The sequence below is a fragment of the Pseudomonas kulmbachensis genome (genome assembly GCF_963681935.1).
Taxonomy (GTDB): domain Bacteria; phylum Pseudomonadota; class Gammaproteobacteria; order Pseudomonadales; family Pseudomonadaceae; genus Aquipseudomonas; species Aquipseudomonas kulmbachensis.
The window spans coordinates 5,143,717-5,162,239 of the sequence record NZ_OY817088.1 but is presented as its reverse complement, the minus strand read 5'-3'; the positions used below and the strand labels follow the sequence as shown (position 1 = coordinate 5,162,239).

Below are 18,523 nucleotides of genomic sequence, written 5' to 3'. Positions count from 1 at the left end.
CATGGCGTTAATGTCGCCTGATTTGGCGCTTGATGCCATAGGGTTTCGCAGGAAGTGCGCCTACGCTTGATGGATCGTCGGTCGGGGTGTGCCATGAAGCTGATTTTGTATGCAGTGCCGTTTTTCTTTGTGCTGATTGCTGTCGAGCTGCTGGCCGACCGCTGGCGCGGGATGCGTACCTATCGCCTGGCAGACACCATCAGCAGCCTGAGCGCGGGAGTGCTGTCGACCACGACCGGGTTGCTGACCAAGGGCGTGGGCCTGATCACCTACGCCCTGGCGCTGAAGTATGTGGCGTTGCTGCAACTGCCTGAGGACAGCCTGTGGGTCTGGCTGTTTGCTTTCGTGTTTTATGACTTCTGCTACTACTGGCACCACCGCCTTGGGCATGAGCGCAACGTGCTGTGGGCGGCGCATTCGGTGCATCACCAGAGCGAAGACTACAACTTGTCCACAGCCCTGCGCCAAACCAGTACCGGGTTTATATTTGGCTGGATCTTTTACCTGCCGATGGCGTTGTTGGGCGTGCCGTTGCTGGTGTTTGTCACGGTGGCGACCCTTAACTTGCTCTATCAATTTTGGGTTCATACCCGCCATGTGCCCAAGCTGGGCTGGTTCGAGTGGTTCTTTGTGACGCCTTCCAATCATCGGGCTCACCATGCGCAGAATGCTCTCTACATGGATCGCAATTACGGCGGGGTGTTCATTGTCTGGGATCGTTTGTTTGGCACCTTTCAGGAAGAGGATGACGCCGAACCGGTGATTTTCGGTGTGACCACCCCGTTGCAAAGCTGGAATCCGCTCTGGGCCAACTGGCAGTTTTACGGTCAGTTACTGGCCGATGCGCGGCGCACCGAGCGCTGGCGGGACAAGCTGCGGATCTGGTTTATGCCCACGGGCTGGCGCCCCGCGGATGTGGCGGCGAAGTACCCGATGAACAAGCCGGACCTGAGCCAGTTTGTAAAATTCGAGGTGCCATTGGCGCTGCGCCAACAGCTGTATATCGCGATGCAATTTGTGGTGTATGTAGCGCTGGGCAGTTATTTGCTGAATTTGGGCGAGACGTTGCCGACCCCTGCTCTGATCCTGGGTTGGGGCTATATGGCGTTGGGATTGTTTGTATTGGGCGCCAGCCTGGAAAACCGGCCTTGGGCACTGAAGCTTGAGTGGCTGCGCCTGGCGCTGAACGTGCCACTGGTGTGGCTGGCCCCTTGGGTGGGGCTGTGGCCGTCCAGCGCTTTGGGCTGGATCGGCCTGTTCAGTTACACGGCGCTGAGTGTGATGGGGCTGTACATGTGCAGAAACCGCATCACTCAGCTGGCGGGTTGCTGATCTCGGTGGTGCTCTTGCTCTTCTCTTCGAGTGCGGTCTGTTTGGCCTGACGCGCATTTTTGAAGCGGCGACGGGCCCACAGGCACAGACCGATCAGCAGCAATCCACCGAGCACCCACAGCTCATATTTCTTGACGTTGCCCAGCAAGCCTTCGAGCACGGCGCCAAAATGGTAGGCGGCGGTCGCCAGCGCGATAGCCCAAATTGCAGCGCCAATGCCGTTAAGCAGCAAGTAGCGGCCCGGCGGGTAGCCTGACAGACCAATGGCTACAGGCATGACGGTACGCAGGCCGTAGACGAAGCGGAAACTCAAGACCCAGATATCCGGGTGCTTGCGAATGTGCTCCAGTGCCTTGTCGCCCAAAAGTTGCCAGCGCGGTTTACGCGCCAACAGTTTGCGGCCGTGCTTACGCCCCAGGAAGTACCACAGCTGGTCGCCGGCATAACTGCCGAGGAACGCCACGATCATGACCAGTTTGAGGTCCATGTATCCGCGGAACGCCAAGAAGCCTGCGAGAACCAGGATGGTCTCACCTTCAAAGAACGTCCCTAGAAACAGGGCGAAGTAGCCAAATTCTTGAAGAAATTGTTGGAGCATTGTCTGGATGCTGGCGAAATGAACGCGCAGCCTACGCCTTAAGGGACGTTCAGGAAAGTATCGAACTGTGTCTTGTCGTTAACAATTCCTACAAATCATGTGTATTTGACTTACATCATTAGTGTTGTCATCTAGTGTTCATGACGAGGAGCTATAAAGGTGCGCGCGCGTAATTGCTGCCCGTTGTCACCCGGTGTAGCGGCTGCCAAAGGCTGCGATCAGGTCTGCAGGGACTTCGACGTGATGGGGTTGCTACGCGCCCCATTGCAGCCTTCGGCAGCGACTACAGGGGACGGACGTCAGAACAAACTCAACAATTGATCCTCTAATCAGGCTCTAGCCCGCATAAAGCGCCTCTGAGCAGTTTAAACCCACAAGCGTTGATGGCATTCTGGCAACTTGACTGGCGGCGCCGCTTAACTGTTACGAGAGTCAAACCCGCTCTTACAGGAACATTCAATGAATACCGAAGGACTTGCAGAACTCGTTGCCACTGAAGCTCAGCCGATTGCCGAGCCAGTTCCTGAAACCCCGCCTGTATCGCAAGGTCCGGCGCCTGCTGCGGCTGAAACGCACGCGGCGGTGCATCCGACGATTGTCGTTCCTGGCCTTGATGACAGCAGCCTGTATATCCATCGTGAACTGTCGCAATTACAGTTCAATATTCGAGTGCTGGAACAAGCGCTGGATGAGTCCTATCCGCTGCTTGAGCGATTGAAGTTTCTGCTGATTTTTTCCAGCAACCTGGATGAGTTTTTTGAGATCAGAGTCGCGGGTCTGAAAAAGCAAATTACCTTCGCCCGTGAACAGGCCGGTGCTGATGGCTTGCAGCCACATCAGGCGCTGGCTCGCATTAGTGAATTGGTCCACGGCCATGTTGATCGCCAATACGCGATCCTCAACGACATTCTGTTGCCCGAGCTTGAAAAGCATCAGGTGCGCTTTATTCGTCGTCGGCACTGGAACACCAAGATCAAGGCGTGGGTACGCAAGTTCTTCCGCGACGAAATCGCGCCGATCATCACCCCGATTGGCCTGGACCCGACCCACCCGTTCCCGTTGCTGGTGAACAAGAGCTTGAACTTTATCGTTGAGCTTGAAGGCATCGATGCCTTTGGCCGCGATTCGGGCCTGGCGATCATCCCGGCACCACGTCTGCTGCCCCGGGTTATCAGGCTGCCAGAAGAGGTCGGCGGTGCAGGGGACAACTATGTGTTCCTGTCGTCGATGATTCACGCCCATGCGGATGACCTGTTTCAGGGCATGAAGGTAAAAGGTTGCTACCAGTTCCGTCTGACCCGTAACGCCGACCTGGCGGTCGATACCGAAGATGTAGAAGACCTTGCCCGCGCTCTGCGTGGTGAGCTGTTTTCACGTCGCTACGGCGATGCCGTGCGCCTGGAAGTCGCCGATACCTGCCCTAAACACCTGTCGGACTACCTGCTCAAGCAGTTCAGCCTGCACGAAACCGAGTTGTATCAGGTCAATGGCCCGGTGAACCTGACGCGTCTGTTTAGTATCACGGGGCTCGACAGCCACCCGGAGCTGCAATACACGCCGTTCACCCCGGCTATCCCGAAGCTGTTGCAGAACAGCGAAAATATTTTCAGCGTGGTCAGCAAGCAGGACATTTTGCTGCTGCACCCGTTCGAATCGTTTACCCCGGTCGTTGATTTGCTGCGCCAGGCGGCCAAAGACCCGCATGTATTGGCAGTACGCCAGACCTTGTACCGCAGCGGCGCCAACTCTGAAATCGTGGATGCGCTGGTGGATGCAGCGCGTAACGGCAAGGAAGTGACCGTAGTGATCGAGCTGCGTGCGCGTTTTGACGAAGAGTCCAACCTGCAACTGGCCAGCCGTTTGCAAGCGGCCGGTGCGGTGGTGATCTATGGTGTGGTCGGCTTCAAGACCCACGCCAAGATGATGCTGATCCTGCGCCGCGAGGCGGGGGAGATCGTGCGTTATGCGCACCTGGGTACCGGCAACTATCACGCGGGCAACGCCAAGCTCTACACCGACTACAGCCTGCTGACCTCCGACGATGCGCTGTGTGAAGACGTCGGCAAGCTGTTCAGCCAGTTGATCGGCATGGGCAAAACCCTGCGCATGAAGAAGCTGCTGCACGCGCCGTTTACGTTGAAAAAGGGCATGCTCGACATGATTGCCCGTGAAACCCAGTTTGCCGTTGAAGGCAAGCCGGCGCACATCATCGCCAAGTTCAACTCGCTGACCGACCCGAAAATTATTCGGGCGCTGTACAAGGCCAGCCAGTCCGGCGTGCGAATTGATTTGATCGTGCGTGGGATGTGCTGCTTGCGGCCAGGGATTCCAGGTGTTTCGCACAATATCCATGTGCGCTCGATCATTGGCCGCTTCCTGGAGCACACGCGGGTGTTCTACTTCCTCAATGGTGGCGAAGAGCAGATGTTCCTGTCGAGTGCTGACTGGATGGAGCGCAACCTCGATAAACGCGTCGAGACCTGCTTCCCGGTCGAGGGCAAAAAGCTGATTTTGCGGGTCAAGAAAGAGCTGGAGTGCTATCTGACCGACAACACCCACAGCTGGAGCCTGCAGTCGGACGGTCGTTATATCCGCAATACGCCAACCGGCAACCAGAACCCGCGCAGCGCCCAAGCCACGCTGCTTGAGCGCCTGAGCCTGCCGGTACTGGCAGTCAGCACCGGGCCGTCGGTTTAGCAGGTCAAGCGAGGTAAGCAAGCTTCGTAGCAGCTGCCGAAGGAACGAGGCTGCGTTCGGCTGCGCAGCAGTCGTAAACCCGGTGGGCGTGATGTAGCTGAAACATCAAGGCTGCATGGTTTTACGACTGCTGCGCAACCGGAGGTAGCCTCGCACTGCTCGTCAATTGCTACAGGTATTGTGCTCGCTTTGTAGCCGCTGTCTTAGGCAGCGGCTACAAAACGCGGTCAGGAAACCGTCAGCACAATCCCGACCCGAGTCAGCCATTGCGCTTCTTGCTCGAAGTCGGCCTGGGTCAGCGGGTTCAGTTCCAGCCAGCCTTCGGGGAAGATCACTTCAAGGTGATCGCCCTCGGCGCGCAGCTTGACCTGCGAGGCTTCCTGGTTGCCACGGATGTGGTAGAACAGGATCGCAAAGCGCAACAGCACGCACAGGCGAATCAGCTTGATGCCGTCTGCGTCAAATTCGGCGAATTTGTCTTTTGGAATATTACGTCGATGACCGCGTACCAGCAGCGCGAGCATTTGCTGGTCTTCGCGTGAGAAGCCGGCAAGGTCGGAGTGCTCGATCAGGTAGGCGCCGTGCTTGTGGTAGTGATAGTGGGCAATGTCCAGGCCCACTTCATGCACCTTGGCCGCCCAACTCAGCAGCTCACGCCAGACACCATCCTTCAAATCCCACGACTTGGTCACCTGGTCAAAGGCGCGCAGGGCTTTGCGTTCAACCCGGGCTGCTTGCTCGCGGTCGACGTGGTAACGGTCCATCAGCGAGCTGAGCGTGCGCTCACGCACGTCTTCGTGGTGATGACGCCCCAGCAGGTCGTACAGCACGCCTTCACGCAGAGCGCCGTCACAGTGATCCATGCGCTGCAATTCAAGTGCATCGAACACTGCTTCAAGGATCGCCAGCCCTGCCGGGAAGATGGCACGACGGTCAGGCTTGATGCCTTCAAAGTCGATCTTGTCTACTTCGCCCAGCTTGAACAGCTTGCGCTTGAGCCAGGACAGGCCTTCAGCGTTCACTTCGCCGTTGCCATGACCGCCGGCCTTGAGGGCCAGGCCAATTGCCCGAATGGTGCCCGAGGAGCCAATGGCTTCATCCCAGGTCAGACGGTGCAGAGCGTGTTCAATGCTCATGATCTCGAGACGCGCCGCGGTGTAGGCCTGGGCGTAGCGAGCCGGGGTGATTTTGCCGTCGCGAAAGTAACGCTGGGTGAAGCTGACACAGCCCATCTGCAGGCTTTCGCGCAGCAGCGGTTCAAAACGCTGGCCAATGATGAATTCGGTACTGCCGCCGCCGATGTCGGCCACCAGGCGTTTGCCCGGGGTGTCGGCGAGGGTGTGGGAAACACCCAGATAGATGAGGCGCGCTTCTTCACGACCGGAAATAACTTCGACGGTGTGGCCCAGAATCTCTTCGGCGCGCACGATAAATTCGTTGCGGTTACGCGCCTCACGCAATGCGTTGGTGCCCACAATCCGCACAGCACCCAACGGCATGCCGTTGATCAACTGGGCGAAACGCTTGAGGCAATCGAGCCCGCGCTGCATGGATTCTTCGGTGAGCTTGCGTTCTTCGTCGATGCCGGCAGCTAGCTGCACCTTTTCACCAAGACGCTCAAGAATACGGATTTCGCCGTTCTGGGCCTTGGCCACCACCATGTGAAAGCTGTTAGAACCCAGATCGATGGCGGCGATCAGGGACGGATTCCTGGCTTGGGATTGGGGCATGGTTGAGGGGTCTCGGTCGATAACTTGGCCATCGTGCCACGATCAAACGCTCGCGCCAACGCGTGATGTCAGATGCATTGATATGAAGCACGAAAGCAGTGACGTTAGTTGGTATCGAACAACTCGTCTTTTCAGGCGATCCGATTTCTGTAGCCGCTGACGAGGTACGAGGCTGCGATCGGTCGCAAAGCAATCGTAAATCCTGAAGTTCGGGAGCACCTGATACGCCGCGCAGCCTGACTTTACGACGACTTCGTCGCCGATCGCAGCCTCGTACCTCGTCAGCGGCTACCGAGTATCTACAACGTCCCGATAAAATTCGCCAGCTCCGGGGTTTGCGGGTTGGCAAACAGCACTTTTGGATCACCCACCTCATGTACTTTGCCTTGGTGCATAAACACCAGTTTGTCACCGACTTCACGGGCAAAACGCATTTCGTGGGTCACCATAATCAGTGTCATGCCTTCGCGAGCCAGTTGGCGCACCACGCTGAGCACTTCGTTGACCAACTCCGGGTCGAGCGCCGAGGTAATCTCGTCGCACAGCAGCACTTTGGGTGACATGGCCAGCGCCCTGGCAATCGCCACCCGCTGCTGTTGCCCGCCCGACAGACGCTCGGGGAAGGCATCGAACTTGTCGCCAAGCCCCACCCGCTCCAGCATCTGGCGTGCCAGTTCGGCAGCCTTGGCTTTTGGGACCTTTTGCACCACTTGTGGAGCGAGCATGACGTTTTCACCCACGCTCAGGTGCGGGAACAGATTGAACTGCTGAAATACCATGCCGACCTTCTGGCGCAGGCTGCGCAAGTCGGCCCGCGCGGCGTCCAGGTATTCGTTATCGACTTCAATCACCCCATCGTTGATCGACTCCAGCCCGTTCAGGGTTCTGAGCAGGGTGCTCTTGCCCGAGCCGCTGCGACCGATGATTGCAACCACTTGGCCCTGTTCGACGGTCAGGTCGATGCCTTTAAGTACATGGTGGTCGCCGTAGTATTTATGCAGGGCGGTAACTCTAAGCAGAGGCATGCAGTCTCCTTTCCAAATAGCGCGCACTGAGCGACAGGGGGTAGCACAAAAGGAAATAACCGAGCGCCACCAGGCCATAGACCATAAATGGCTCAAAAGTGGCATTGGCCAGCATGCTGCCGGTCTTGGTCAGCTCGGTGAAACCGATGATCGAGGTTACGGCGGTGCCTTTGATAACTTGCACCGAAAAGCCCACGGTCGGCGCGATGGCGACACGCAAGGCTTGCGGCAGGATCACATAGCGCAATTGCTCAAGCGGGCTGAGGGCCAAGCTGGCTGAGGCCTCCCACTGGCCGTGGGCAATTGACTCGACGCAGCCGCGCCAGATCTCGGCCAGGTAGGCACTGGTGAACAATGTCAGGGCCAGTGCTGCGGCCATCCATGGCGAAATATCGATGCCCAGCAACGCGACGCCAAAGAAGATCAAAAACAGCTGCATCAGCAACGGAGTGCCTTGAAACAGCTCTATATAGCCGCGTGCCAGGGTGCGGGCGAAGCGGCTTTTGGAAATGCGCATCAGCAACACCAGCAAGCCGATCAGGCCGCCGCCGATAAACGCGACGAGTGATAAGGCCGCGGTCCACTGCAAGCCCGTCAGCAAATTGCGCACGATGTCCCAGAAGGTGAAATCCATCAGCAGCTCCTGGTCAGGTAGCGGCGACCGACCCAGTTCAGCAACTGGCGGATCAGCAAGGCCATGCACAGATAAATCAGGGTCGTCAGGGCATAGGTTTCAAATGCCCGGAAGTTGCGCGACTGAATAAAATTGGCAAAGAAGCTCAGCTCTTCGGTGGCAATTTGTGAGCAGACCGCCGACCCGAGCATCACGATGATGATCTGGCTGCTAAGCGCTGGCCAAACCTTCGCCAGCGCCGGTTGCAGCACCACGTAGCGAAACACTTCAAATCTGCTCATGGCCAGGGCTGCTGCGGCTTCCAGCTGCCCTTTGGGGATCGCCTGAATGCCTGCGCGAATGATTTCCGTGGAATAAGCACCGAGGTTGATCACCATCGCCAGCACGGCGGCCTGCCATTCGCTGATATGCACGCCCAGGCCCGGCAGGCCAAAGAAGATAAAGAACAACTGCACCAGAAACGGTGTGTTGCGGATCAACTCGACATACAGCCCGAACAGCGCAGCAAATGGCCGAATATTCCACGCCCGCACCACGGCGCCGACAATCCCCAGGCTGACCCCAAGCAGCGTGCCGATGGCCGTCAGTTCCAGGGTGAACAGGGCTCCGCGTAATAACAGGTCGCTGTTTTGCAGCACCGGTAAAAAGTCGAACTGATAAGCCATGATTGACCTCGTCGCAAACTATCAGAGGTCGGCTGGCAACGGCTCTTTAAGCCACTGCAGCGCGTTTTTTTCCAGGCTGCCGTCAGCCTTGGCCGTGGCGAGAATTTGGTTCACTTTGTCCAGCAACTCTGGCTGGCCCTTGTTGACGCCCACGTAGACAGGCGAGTCCTTGAGCTTGAGTTTCATCGCCGGGATGCGCTTGGGGTTACGCTCGCTGATGGTGACCATCACCACGTTGCCGCTGGCGATCAAATCCACCTGGCCTGCCAGATAAGCGGCGATGGTCGAGTTGTTGTCTTCGAAGCGTTTGATGGTGACACCGGCCGGGGCCACATTGGTTAGCTCAATGTCTTCGATAGCGCCCCGAGTGACGCTGATGGTTTTGCCCTTGAGGTCGTCCAAAGTCTTGATTTGGACGTCCGGTGGACCAAACACGCCGAGGTAGAACGGCGCGTAAGCGTGGGAGAAGTCGATGACTTTCTCACGATCCGGGTTTTTGCCCAGGCTGGAGATCACCACATCGACTTTGCCGGTAGTCAGGTAAGGCACGCGGTTGGTGCTGTTAACAGGTGTCAGTTCAAGCTTGACCTTGAGTTGGTCGGCCAGCAATTTGGCGGTGTCGATATCCAGTCCGCGGGGCTTCATGTCAGGACCGACCGAACCGAAGGGCGGAAAATCCTGCGGCACTGCGACCTTGAGCGTACCGCGGGCAATCACATCATCAAGGTCATTGGCGTGAGCGGGGGCCTGGCTCAGCATCAGGCTGGCGAACAAGGCGCAAATCAGGGCGCTGTAACGCTGGGTCATGGTAACTCTCCGGGAACGGGCGGGCGGTGGTGTCTGTTTTGTAGAAGAGCACAGCCCATGCCAACAGCCGTTTCAGAGGGTCAGATGCCAGATTTGGGGGTGTTTTGCAGCCTGACGAGCCTCAATGGTGCGAAAGAGTTGAGATTTATGCACCTCAATGGAGCGCGCCACTTCGGTGGGCTTGCACAAAAGCCCCGGGCGATATCCGCACTCATGTACCACTATAGTAAGAGTCAATCGTCCCTCACCTTCCTGAACGCGAGGATGACAGCTATGATGTGCTACGTTTTTGCTTACAACCACGGAGACTTCCATGAGCAGCGATCTTATTAAACACGTCACCGACGCTAGCTTTGAGGCCGATGTTCTCAAGGCTGAAGGCGCTGTACTGGTCGACTACTGGGCTGAATGGTGTGGCCCTTGCAAAATGATCGCGCCGGTTCTGGACGAGATCGCAGAGACTTACAAAGGCAAGCTGACTGTTGCCAAGCTGAACATTGATGAAAACCAGGAAACCCCTGCCAAGCACGGCGTACGCGGTATTCCTACGTTGATGCTGTTCAAGAACGGCAACGTCGAAGCCACCAAGGTTGGTGCGCTGTCGAAGTCGCAGTTGGCTGCATTCCTCGACGCCAATATCTAAGCGTCGATAAAAGCCCCGCTAAATGCGGGGCTTTTTCATGGCTCAAGGACTAGACGCTATGAAACTCAAGTGGTACATTCGGCCCCGCACTGGTTTCTCCACTGCCCCCTGCAAGCCGTCGCCGACGCACTCCTTATCGAATTAGTACGCGATCCTGTCGCCTTCTCTGCGGCGCGGCCTCATTAAGCCAAAAGCTTAATTTCCCCCTCCATAAATGATTACGTCATTCCTATATGAACCTGACTGAACTCAAGCAAAAGCCGATTACCGAACTGCTCGAATTGGCCGAACAGATGGGCATAGAAAATATGGCCCGTTCGCGCAAGCAGGACGTGATTTTCTCCCTGCTCAAAAAGCACGCGAAAAGCGGCGAGGAAATCTCCGGTGATGGCGTGCTGGAGATTCTCCAGGACGGCTTCGGCTTCCTGCGCTCCGCTGACGCCTCTTACCTGGCCGGCCCGGACGATATCTACGTCTCGCCTAGCCAGATTCGACGCTTCAACTTGCGCACTGGCGACACCATCGTCGGTAAAATCCGTCCGCCAAAAGAAGGCGAGCGGTACTTCGCACTGCTGAAAGTCGACACGATCAACTACGATCGTCCAGAGAACGCGAAAAACAAGATTCTCTTCGAGAACTTGACCCCGCTGTTCCCGACTATTCGCATGAAGATGGAAATCGGTAACGGTTCCACCGAAGATCTGACCGGTCGTGTCATCGACCTCTGTGCTCCGATCGGTAAAGGTCAGCGCGGTCTGATCGTTGCTCCGCCAAAAGCGGGCAAGACCATCATGCTGCAGAACATCGCGTCGAACATTTCGCGTAACAACCCTGAAGTGCACTTGATCGTTCTGTTGATCGACGAGCGCCCGGAAGAAGTTACCGAAATGCAGCGTACCGTACGCGGCGAAGTGGTTGCTTCCACCTTCGACGAGCCACCAACCCGCCACGTGCAGGTTGCTGAAATGGTGATCGAGAAGGCCAAGCGCCTGGTCGAGCACAAAAAAGACGTAGTGATCCTGCTCGACTCCATCACGCGTCTGGCCCGTGCCTACAACACCGTAATCCCGAGCTCCGGCAAGGTATTGACCGGTGGTGTCGATGCTCACGCCCTTGAGAAGCCAAAGCGTTTCTTCGGTGCTGCGCGAAACATCGAAGAAGGCGGTTCGCTGACCATCATCGCTACCGCGCTGGTTGAAACCGGCTCGAAGATGGATGAAGTGATCTACGAAGAGTTCAAAGGCACCGGTAACATGGAACTGCCTCTGGACCGCAAAATCGCTGAAAAACGCGTCTTCCCTGCGATCAACATCAACCGTTCCGGCACCCGCCGCGAAGAGTTGCTGACCGCAGACGACGAGTTGCAACGCATGTGGATCCTGCGCAAGTTGTTGCACCCGATGGACGAAGTCGCAGCTATCGAGTTCTTGATCGACAAGCTGAAGCAGACCAAGACCAACGATGAGTTCTTCCTGTCGATGAAGCGCAAGTAAGTCGTCGCAGGCTAAGCAAAAGCCGGGGAAACCCGGCTTTTTGCTGTCTGAGCTTTTTTGATCCGGGCAGCTCTCCCTTCAGAACAGACGGCTTGGGCGCTACACTCTGCTTCCCAACGCCACGGCCACTATGAGGCTCAAGCATGCAGTATCGCGACTTACGCGACTTTATTAGCGGCCTGGAAAAGCGCGGCGAACTCAAGCGCATCCAGGTTCCAGTGTCTCCCAAGCTGGAAATGACAGAAATCTGCGACCGTACTTTGCGTGCGAAAGGTCCGGCTTTACTGTTTGAAAACCCGGTGGGCTACGACATTCCGGTGCTCGGTAACCTGTTTGGTACGCCGGAGCGCGTGGCCTTGGGCATGGGTGCCGAGGCGGTCAGTGAGTTGCGTGAAATCGGCAAGCTGCTGGCGTTCCTCAAGGAGCCTGAGCCGCCTAAAGGTTTGAAAGACGCATGGTCCAAGCTGCCGATCTTCCGCAAGATCATTGCCATGGCCCCCAAAGTCGTCAAAGACGCGGTGTGCCAGGAAGTGGTCATCGAAGGTGATGACGTCGATCTTGGCCTGTTGCCGGTTCAGCACTGCTGGCCGGGTGACGTTGCGCCGCTGATTACCTGGGGCCTGACCGTGACCAAGGGGCCGAACAAGGAGCGTCAGAACCTGGGCATTTATCGCCAGCAGGTGATTGGCCGCAACAAGGTCATCATGCGCTGGTTGAGCCACCGTGGCGGCGCGCTGGATTACCGTGACTGGTGCGAAAAACACCCTGGCCAGCCATTCCCGGTATCCGTGGCCCTGGGTGCTGACCCAGCGACCATTCTCGGTGCTGTGACCCCTGTGCCGGACAGCTTGTCGGAGTACGCCTTTGCGGGCTTGCTGCGGGGCAATCGCACCGAGCTGGTGAAGTGCCGTGGCAACGACCTGCAAGTGCCTGCCACTGCAGAAATCATCCTTGAAGGCGTGATTCATCCCGGTGAGATGGCCCCAGAAGGCCCGTACGGCGACCATACCGGTTACTACAACGAAGTCGACAGCTTCCCGGTGTTCACTGTCGAGCGCATCACCCATCGGGTCAAACCGATCTACCACAGCACCTATACCGGCCGTCCACCGGATGAACCGGCGATTTTGGGTGTGGCGCTGAACGAAGTGTTTGTGCCGATCCTGCAAAAGCAGTTTCCGGAAATCACCGACTTCTACTTGCCACCCGAAGGCTGCTCGTACCGCATGGCCATCGTGACCATCAAAAAGCAGTATCCGGGACATGCCAAGCGCGTAATGCTGGGTGTGTGGTCGTTTTTGCGCCAGTTCATGTACACCAAATTCGTTATCGTCACTGACGACGACATCAATGCCCGCGACTGGAACGACGTGATCTGGGCCATTACCACGCGCATGGACCCCAAGCGCGACACGGTGATGATCGACAACACGCCAATCGATTACCTCGACTTTGCCTCACCGGTTTCCGGCCTGGGTTCGAAGATGGGGCTGGATGCGACCAATAAATGGCCGGGTGAAACCACCCGCGAATGGGGCCGGGTCATCGTCAAGGATGAGGCGGTCACTCGCCGGATCGATGACATCTGGAATCAATTAGGAATAGATTGATGCGTGTAACCTTGCAGCCTTCAGGTGCGGTACTGGAAACCTTGCCTGGCGAGCGAATTCTGGATGCGGCGCAGCGTTTGGGCTATGAATGCCCACAGAGCTGTCGCAATGGTAATTGCCACGTGTGTGCGGCCTTGCTGGTTGAGGGTCAGGTGGAGCAGGCGGGTGATGTGCGTGATCACGGCGAGTTTTACACCTGCCTGGCGGCGCCGCTGGAAGACTGTGTAGTGTTGTGGGATGGCGTGCTTGCGTTGGGAGAGTTACCGGTGCGTAGCCTGGCGTGTCAATTGACCGAATGTGTCGATATGGGTGGCGATGTGTGGCGGGTGCGCTTGCGTGCACCTGCGGGCAAGCCACCGCGTTATCACGCCGGACAATACGTGATGCTGGAACGTGAAAACGGCGATAAATCGGCGTTTTCGCTGGCCAGCGCGCCGCATTCGGGGCGCGACCTTGAACTGCATGTGCTGGTGCGCGAAGACAGCGCGCGGCGCCTGATCGAACAACTGCAGCGCAACAAAATGGTTCGTCTTGAGCTGCCGTTTGGTGACACCCATTTGTCCGAACTGCCGGACGGGCCGTTGGTCTTGATCGCTGCTGGCACCGGCATGGCGCAAATGCACAGCCTGATCGAGCATTGCCGCGCCAAAGGCTTCAAGCATCCGGTGCATCTGTACTGGGGTGTACGTCGTCCCGAGGACTTCTACACCCTGGAACAGTGGGCTGAGTGGGAGAAAATCCCCAACCTGTTCCTGCACAAGGTGGTGAGTGACTTGTGTGGCTGGGAAGGGCGGTGCGGCATGTTGCATGAGGCAGTGTGTGAAGACATCAGCGATCTGGCCAGCGTGCATGTTTATGCCAGCGGCTCGCCTGCGATGATCTACGGCACTCTTGATGCGCTGGTGGCTGCAGGCATGGACGCACACCAGATGCGTGCCGATGTGTTTGCCTATTGCCCGCGGCCTTGAGCACAACGCAACATCCGTAGTCGCTGCCGAGGCACGAAGGCTGCGAGCTGTTAAAATTTAAAGCTCGCAGCCTTCGTGCCTCGGCAGCGACTACGTCATAGCAAGTTTCAAAAGCGCAGGCCGGTGGTAATCATTGCCGCATTGAAACCTAGCAGCACCAACTCGGCTGCTACCGGGCCGTAGTAAGCGCCGACCGAGGGAATAATCACCGGGGCTACACCGAAGCGGTTGAGCGGAATCTTGTCCTGGTATTCACCGTGGTAGCCTTCCAGCAGGCCGCCTGTCAGCTTCAGGTATACCGGGTACGTGTCGCTATCAAAGCGTTTGCCTGCATAGGCGTAATACGAACGCTGTCTAAATGAGTTGCGAAAGGTCGCTCCGCCGAACAACCAGCCTGAAGCGTCATGGTGCTCAATGCCGATCAAATCCTGATTGTTGTTGTGTTCTGAATCTGGCGAAAAGTGTCGGGTATAGACACTGGTTTGCAGATACCAGAAGCCATCTTCTTTTTGCTGTGTGTCATCTTGTGCCAGTGCTGAACTGGCATACGCCAATATCAACAGGTAGCAGATCCCAATGTTTTTCATGTAACAACCTCTGTTGGGTGTGCGCCTGTGGCTGGCAACTATAAAGGGATTGTTTGAAGAATCCCTGAACGAAAGCCGTTTTGAGTCTAGTTGCATATGTGAAGTCGCCGAGCCATACGTCTTGCTGGGCGGGCCATAGCGTATTGGGTGCTATAAGATTCAGGTCGTTATTTTGTTTACTGCATGTAATGCCTGTAGGACCCAATGCCTTCTGCGATAACTACCCGTGAATCTACCTGCTTGAATCTGGCTTATCCGCCGCGACTCGACCTAGGGGCGCCGTTGACCCCGGAGCAATTGCTCAACTCCATGCACAGCACTATGGCGCGTCACCAAGGCGGGCCGGTTTGGTTGTTTGCGTATGGCTCCCTGATCTGGCGTCCAGAATGCACGGCGGTCGAGCGTGTGCGTGGCCGGGTGCATGGCTACCATCGCGGGTTGTATCTGTGGTCCCACGAGCATCGCGGCACGCCGCAATGGCCGGGCCTGGTGTTTGGCCTGGACCGTGGTGGTTCATGCAGTGGCTTTGCTTATCGCTTGCCCGAAGACAACCTCGACGCCTCGCTCTACGCCCTGTGGCTGCGCGAAATGCCGGTGCCCTCGTATCGTCCTCACTGGCTTACCTGCCGACTCGAAGATGGCAGTCAGGTGCAGGCCTTGGGGTTTGTGCTGGAGCGACATCTGCCCAGCTATGCGGGCAACCTGCCGGATGGCGTGTTGAGCCAGGTACTGGCCAACGCCAGTGGGCGCTACGGCACTACTCGCGATTATGTCGAGCAGACCGTAAACGCCCTGCGCAGTCACGCCATGCCAGATCGAAACCTGGAGGCGCGACTCAAGCGCTGTGGGCCGGTCACGCCTTAAGCGGGAGCGCTGACCGCACGTTCTTCACTGGCCGTATTTTTGTGGCGCAACGTCGGGATCATAAACGCGATGGCCAACAGGCACGCGCTGATCAACAGCACAAAGCCGCCATCCCAACCGAAGTGGTCAACCAGATAGCCCATGGCCGCACTGGCCGCGACCGAGCCGCCCAGGTAGCCGAACAGCCCGGTGAAGCCCGCGGCTGTTCCTGCAGCTTTCTTCGGTGCCAGTTCCAGCGCCTGCAAACCGATCAGCATCACCGGCCCGTAAATCAGGAAGCCGATAGAGAACAGCGCGATCATGTCGACGGTCGGGTTTCCCGGCGGGTTGAGCCAGTAAACCAGCGTTGCGACCGTCACCAGCGACATAAATACAATGCCGGTCAGGCCGCGATTGCCGCGGAAAATTTTGTCCGACATCCAGCCGCACAGCAACGTGCCTGGAATTCCCGCCCACTCATAGAAGAAGTATGCCCACGAGGTGGTATCCACCGTGAAATGCTTGGCTTCCTTGAGATAGGTAGGCGCCCAGTCCAGTACGCCGTAACGCAGCAGGTAAACGAACACGTTAGCCATGGCGATGTACCAGAGCATTTTGTTGCGCAGCACGTATTTGACGAAGATCTCTTTGGCGCTGAATTCGTCTTCGTGGCTGGAGTCGTAACCCACCGGGTAATCATTCTTGTACTGCTCAATCGGCGGCAAACCGACAGACTGCGGGGTATCGCGCATGGCAATAAACGCAAATAACGCTACCACCAGGGCAACCGTCGCGGGCACATAGAAGGCGGCGTGCCAGTCGTTGAACCAGGCCATGCCCAGCAAAAACAGCGGGCCGATCAGGCCGCCGCCCACGTTGTGAGCCACGTTCCATACCGATACCACACCGCCGCGCTCCTTCTGCGACCACCAGTGAACCATGGTCCGGCCACTCGGCGGCCAGCCCATGCCCTGCGCCCAGCCGTTGATAAACAGCAAAATGAACATCATGGTCACGCTGGACGTTGCCCAAGGTGCGAAACCGAAAATGAACATCACGCCGGCTGAAATCAACAAGCCAAAGGGCAAGAAGAAGCGCGGATTAGAGCGGTCTGACACCAGTCCCATAAGGAACTTTGACAAGCCGTAAGCAATGGCAATCGCTGACATCGCGACACCCAGCTGACCCCGGGTATAACCCTCGTCGATCAGGTACGGCATGGCCAGCGAGAAGTTTTTACGCAGCAGGTAGTACCCCGCGTAACCGAAGAAAATACCGGCGAAAATCTGCCAGCGCAGTCGTCGATAAGTGCTGTCTATTTTTTCTTCAGGCAGGGGAGCCTGGTGTGCGGCAGGTCGGAAAAAAGCAAACATTCAAGAGCTCCAAATTTCTTGTTATATCAGCGAGCACGAACGTTACATTTTCGTTACTGAAAATGACAGGCATTGTCTTCAGGTGTTGAAGGAAATATCCAGCATGCTGTTTTCACTAATGAACATGGCGTGTGGATATAAAACTATCCATAGGGATGACGAATTTATCGGCAGCGAATGTTTAAGTAGGCGGCGGCCCTATGTGCAATCGGAGCCATCCCACGGCAGGATCGGAGCCCATGAACTGAGAAATTGGGCAGCACATTAATAGTATTTCCCCCTCTGCACCCATGTGGGCGCGGTTTGGTGCAATTGCGGGGGGAAGGTATGAAATGTGTATTGATGGTGCTGGGTATGTTGATGACATTGAGTGTATGGGCGAAAGGCTATCCACCTTCGATCGAGCATGTCGTCAAACCTGAATATCCAATTGATCTGCAGCGTATCAAACTGTCTGGCGAGGTCTGGGTGCGCTTTATGGTCAACGCCGACGGCTCGGTGGTCGATCCGCAAATTATCTACAGCACTCATCCGCAATTTTCCGGGGCCACCTTGAAGGTCGTCCGCCAGTGGCGATTCTCGACCTGGCCGCTGGAGGGAGATAACCCTGCGCAAGTCGAAGTCAACGCGCCGCTAGTGTTCAGTTTTGACACGAGCCGCAGTTCGGTGACCGATCTGCGCGATTTTGATCTGGGCGGGGCCACTTGCCGGCAACTCAATACCGAGGTCGAACGTTACATGCGGCGCAAGATCAACATGCCGCTGGCACAGCTGAAATTGTTTATGGCCACTCACGACTGGTTAGTTGGCGCGTATATTGCGAAAAAATATTCCAGCGAGCAGTTGGCAGTGGCGCTGTTTGATCTGTCACAAGGGATGGTAAGGGTGGTGCAGACCTGCCAGCAAAAACGCAGCCGCAAGTTTATGGATATTTTGCCCGAGAGCGTCAGGACGCTACTGATGATGGAGGCTGCAAGGGTCGAAGAGGTGAGCACAAGCCAGGCTCACAGGCCTATGGCTTTGCAGGTGCTGGCCGATAACGGTGGATAGGCCTGCAAGCAGCCCCGTATGCTTGCCCTCAAACCGAACAAAGGAGCGAATTGTGAAAGCGTGGATCATGTTGATGCTGGCCCTGTCCTTGCCGATGGCGGCAGTCGCGCAAGAGGAACAAGAAGGCGGCGACAAGGTCAGCTATATCACCCTGAGCCCGCCATTCGTGGGCAACTACGGCCTGGACGGTAGCTCAAGGCTCAAAGTCTACAAGGCCGATATTTCCTTGCGCGTGACGGGTGCCGAGGCGGCCAAGGCAGTTAAAGCCAATGATCCGCTGATTCGCAATCAGTTGGTGGGGCTTTTTACCCAGCAGACCAGCGAAACCCTGGGCAGTGTCGAAGCCAAGGAAAAGCTGCGCCAGGATGCCTTGAAGCAAATCCAGCAAGTGATGACCGACGAAACCGGCAAGCCGATGGTCGACGACCTGCTGTTTAACAATTTGATTGTTCAGTAGGGCGCCGTAGA

General features: G+C 56.9%; 17 protein-coding genes. 9 read left to right on the top strand and 8 right to left on the bottom strand.

Annotated elements, in window-relative coordinates; translation table 11 throughout:
- The first annotated feature begins 93 nt into the window (after window positions 1-93).
- A complete protein-coding gene (locus tag U5A05_RS23565; RefSeq protein WP_321835085.1) occupies window positions 94-1,332 on the top strand; it encodes a sterol desaturase family protein in 1,239 nt (412 codons plus the stop codon).
- On the opposite strand, the gene U5A05_RS23560 is transcribed toward U5A05_RS23565, so the two are convergent.
- The gene (locus tag U5A05_RS23560) at window positions 1,310-1,930 is read right to left on the bottom strand and encodes a DedA family protein (RefSeq protein ID WP_261740226.1); all 621 of its coding nucleotides are present in this window, start codon (window positions 1,928-1,930) and stop codon (window positions 1,310-1,312) included. The two genes, U5A05_RS23565 and U5A05_RS23560, sit on opposite strands and share 23 nt — an antisense overlap.
- A 459-nt stretch (window positions 1,931-2,389) precedes the next feature.
- On the opposite strand from U5A05_RS23560, the gene ppk1 reads away from it, so the two are divergent.
- Window positions 2,390-4,627: a polyphosphate kinase 1 gene (gene ppk1, locus U5A05_RS23555; protein ID WP_261740225.1), complete on the top strand. Its 2,238-nt coding sequence runs from the start codon at window positions 2,390-2,392 to the stop codon at window positions 4,625-4,627.
- A gap of 227 nt (window positions 4,628-4,854) precedes the next feature.
- On the opposite strand, the gene ppx is transcribed toward ppk1, so the two are convergent.
- The 5 genes from ppx to U5A05_RS23530 all read right to left on the bottom strand — a co-directional run bounded on the left by ppx (window position 4,855) and on the right by U5A05_RS23530 (window position 9,488).
- The gene (ppx, locus tag U5A05_RS23550; RefSeq protein ID WP_261740224.1) at window positions 4,855-6,357 is read right to left on the bottom strand and encodes an exopolyphosphatase; all 1,503 of its coding nucleotides are present in this window, start codon (window positions 6,355-6,357) and stop codon (window positions 4,855-4,857) included.
- 299 nt (window positions 6,358-6,656) lie between these two features.
- A complete protein-coding gene (locus tag U5A05_RS23545; RefSeq protein WP_261740223.1) occupies window positions 6,657-7,382 on the bottom strand; it encodes an amino acid ABC transporter ATP-binding protein in 726 nt (241 codons plus the stop codon).
- On the bottom strand, window positions 7,369-8,019 hold the full coding sequence (locus U5A05_RS23540; RefSeq protein WP_261742518.1) for an amino acid ABC transporter permease: 651 nt from the start codon (window positions 8,017-8,019) through the stop codon (window positions 7,369-7,371). Before U5A05_RS23540 ends, U5A05_RS23545 begins: the two co-directional genes overlap by 14 nt.
- Window positions 8,016-8,681, bottom strand: a complete 666-nt coding sequence (locus tag U5A05_RS23535) for an amino acid ABC transporter permease (RefSeq protein ID WP_321835083.1) — start codon at window positions 8,679-8,681, stop codon at window positions 8,016-8,018. The genes U5A05_RS23540 and U5A05_RS23535 overlap by 4 nt, the downstream gene beginning before the upstream one ends.
- 21 nt (window positions 8,682-8,702) lie before the next feature.
- On the bottom strand, window positions 8,703-9,488 hold the full coding sequence (locus U5A05_RS23530; protein ID WP_261740221.1) for a transporter substrate-binding domain-containing protein: 786 nt from the start codon (window positions 9,486-9,488) through the stop codon (window positions 8,703-8,705).
- Window positions 9,489-9,801: 313 nt separating this feature from the next.
- Here U5A05_RS23530 and trxA point away from each other — a divergent pair, with 313 nt between their 5' ends.
- The 4 genes from trxA (at window position 9,802) to U5A05_RS23510 (ending at window position 14,202) form a co-directional block, all read left to right on the top strand.
- Complete coding sequence (trxA, locus tag U5A05_RS23525) at window positions 9,802-10,131, top strand: thioredoxin TrxA (RefSeq protein WP_016783018.1); 330 nt, start codon at window positions 9,802-9,804, stop codon at window positions 10,129-10,131.
- A gap of 233 nt (window positions 10,132-10,364) precedes the next feature.
- Window positions 10,365-11,624, top strand: coding sequence for a transcription termination factor Rho (gene rho, locus U5A05_RS23520; RefSeq protein ID WP_048360574.1), 1,260 nt, complete (start codon window positions 10,365-10,367; stop codon window positions 11,622-11,624).
- A 143-nt stretch (window positions 11,625-11,767) separates the two neighbouring features.
- Complete coding sequence (gene ubiD, locus U5A05_RS23515; RefSeq protein WP_261740219.1) at window positions 11,768-13,234, top strand: 4-hydroxy-3-polyprenylbenzoate decarboxylase; 1,467 nt, start codon at window positions 11,768-11,770, stop codon at window positions 13,232-13,234.
- Entirely contained in the window at window positions 13,234-14,202 is a 969-nt protein-coding gene (locus U5A05_RS23510; RefSeq protein ID WP_261740218.1) for a CDP-6-deoxy-delta-3,4-glucoseen reductase, read from the top strand. The genes ubiD and U5A05_RS23510 overlap by 1 nt, the downstream gene beginning before the upstream one ends.
- Before the next feature lie 107 nt (window positions 14,203-14,309).
- Here U5A05_RS23510 and U5A05_RS23505 read toward each other — a convergent pair whose 3' ends face one another.
- Entirely contained in the window at window positions 14,310-14,789 is a 480-nt protein-coding gene (locus tag U5A05_RS23505; RefSeq protein WP_261740217.1) for a sn-glycerol-3-phosphate transporter, read from the bottom strand.
- 204 nt (window positions 14,790-14,993) lie between these two features.
- On the opposite strand from U5A05_RS23505, the gene U5A05_RS23500 reads away from it, so the two are divergent.
- Window positions 14,994-15,653 (top strand): gamma-glutamylcyclotransferase, encoded by a 660-nt coding sequence (locus U5A05_RS23500; protein WP_425262892.1) that lies wholly within the window; start codon window positions 14,994-14,996, stop codon window positions 15,651-15,653.
- Here U5A05_RS23500 and glpT read toward each other — a convergent pair.
- A complete protein-coding gene (gene glpT / locus U5A05_RS23495) occupies window positions 15,650-17,005 on the bottom strand; it encodes a glycerol-3-phosphate transporter (protein ID WP_261740216.1) in 1,356 nt (451 codons plus the stop codon). The genes U5A05_RS23500 and glpT overlap by 4 nt on opposite strands.
- Window positions 17,006-17,359: 354 nt before the next feature.
- Here glpT and U5A05_RS23490 point away from each other — a divergent pair, with 354 nt between their 5' ends.
- Window positions 17,360-18,055, top strand: a complete 696-nt coding sequence (locus tag U5A05_RS23490) for an energy transducer TonB (protein ID WP_321835071.1) — start codon at window positions 17,360-17,362, stop codon at window positions 18,053-18,055.
- 52 nt (window positions 18,056-18,107) lie between these two features.
- Entirely contained in the window at window positions 18,108-18,512 is a 405-nt protein-coding gene (locus U5A05_RS23485) for a flagellar basal body-associated protein FliL (RefSeq protein WP_261740214.1), read from the top strand.
- Window positions 18,513-18,523 lie beyond the last annotated feature (11 nt).

Coding starts and splice junctions, on each gene's coding strand:
- U5A05_RS23565 (WP_321835085.1), top strand. CDS start 94: ATGAAGCTGATTTTGTATGCAGTGCCGTTTTTCTTTGTGCTGATTGCT.
- U5A05_RS23560 (WP_261740226.1), bottom strand. CDS start 1,930: ATGCTCCAACAATTTCTTCAAGAATTTGGCTACTTCGCCCTGTTTCTA.
- ppk1 (WP_261740225.1), top strand. CDS start 2,390: ATGAATACCGAAGGACTTGCAGAACTCGTTGCCACTGAAGCTCAGCCG.
- ppx (WP_261740224.1), bottom strand. CDS start 6,357: ATGCCCCAATCCCAAGCCAGGAATCCGTCCCTGATCGCCGCCATCGAT.
- U5A05_RS23545 (WP_261740223.1), bottom strand. CDS start 7,382: ATGCCTCTGCTTAGAGTTACCGCCCTGCATAAATACTACGGCGACCAC.
- U5A05_RS23535 (WP_321835083.1), bottom strand. CDS start 8,681: ATGGCTTATCAGTTCGACTTTTTACCGGTGCTGCAAAACAGCGACCTG.
- U5A05_RS23530 (WP_261740221.1), bottom strand. CDS start 9,488: ATGACCCAGCGTTACAGCGCCCTGATTTGCGCCTTGTTCGCCAGCCTG.
- trxA (WP_016783018.1), top strand. CDS start 9,802: ATGAGCAGCGATCTTATTAAACACGTCACCGACGCTAGCTTTGAGGCC.
- rho (WP_048360574.1), top strand. CDS start 10,365: ATGAACCTGACTGAACTCAAGCAAAAGCCGATTACCGAACTGCTCGAA.
- ubiD (WP_261740219.1), top strand. CDS start 11,768: ATGCAGTATCGCGACTTACGCGACTTTATTAGCGGCCTGGAAAAGCGC.
- U5A05_RS23510 (WP_261740218.1), top strand. CDS start 13,234: ATGCGTGTAACCTTGCAGCCTTCAGGTGCGGTACTGGAAACCTTGCCT.
- U5A05_RS23505 (WP_261740217.1), bottom strand. CDS start 14,789: ATGAAAAACATTGGGATCTGCTACCTGTTGATATTGGCGTATGCCAGT.
- U5A05_RS23500 (WP_425262892.1), top strand. CDS start 14,994: ATGCCTTCTGCGATAACTACCCGTGAATCTACCTGCTTGAATCTGGCT.
- glpT (WP_261740216.1), bottom strand. CDS start 17,005: ATGTTTGCTTTTTTCCGACCTGCCGCACACCAGGCTCCCCTGCCTGAA.
- U5A05_RS23490 (WP_321835071.1), top strand. CDS start 17,360: ATGTTGATGACATTGAGTGTATGGGCGAAAGGCTATCCACCTTCGATC.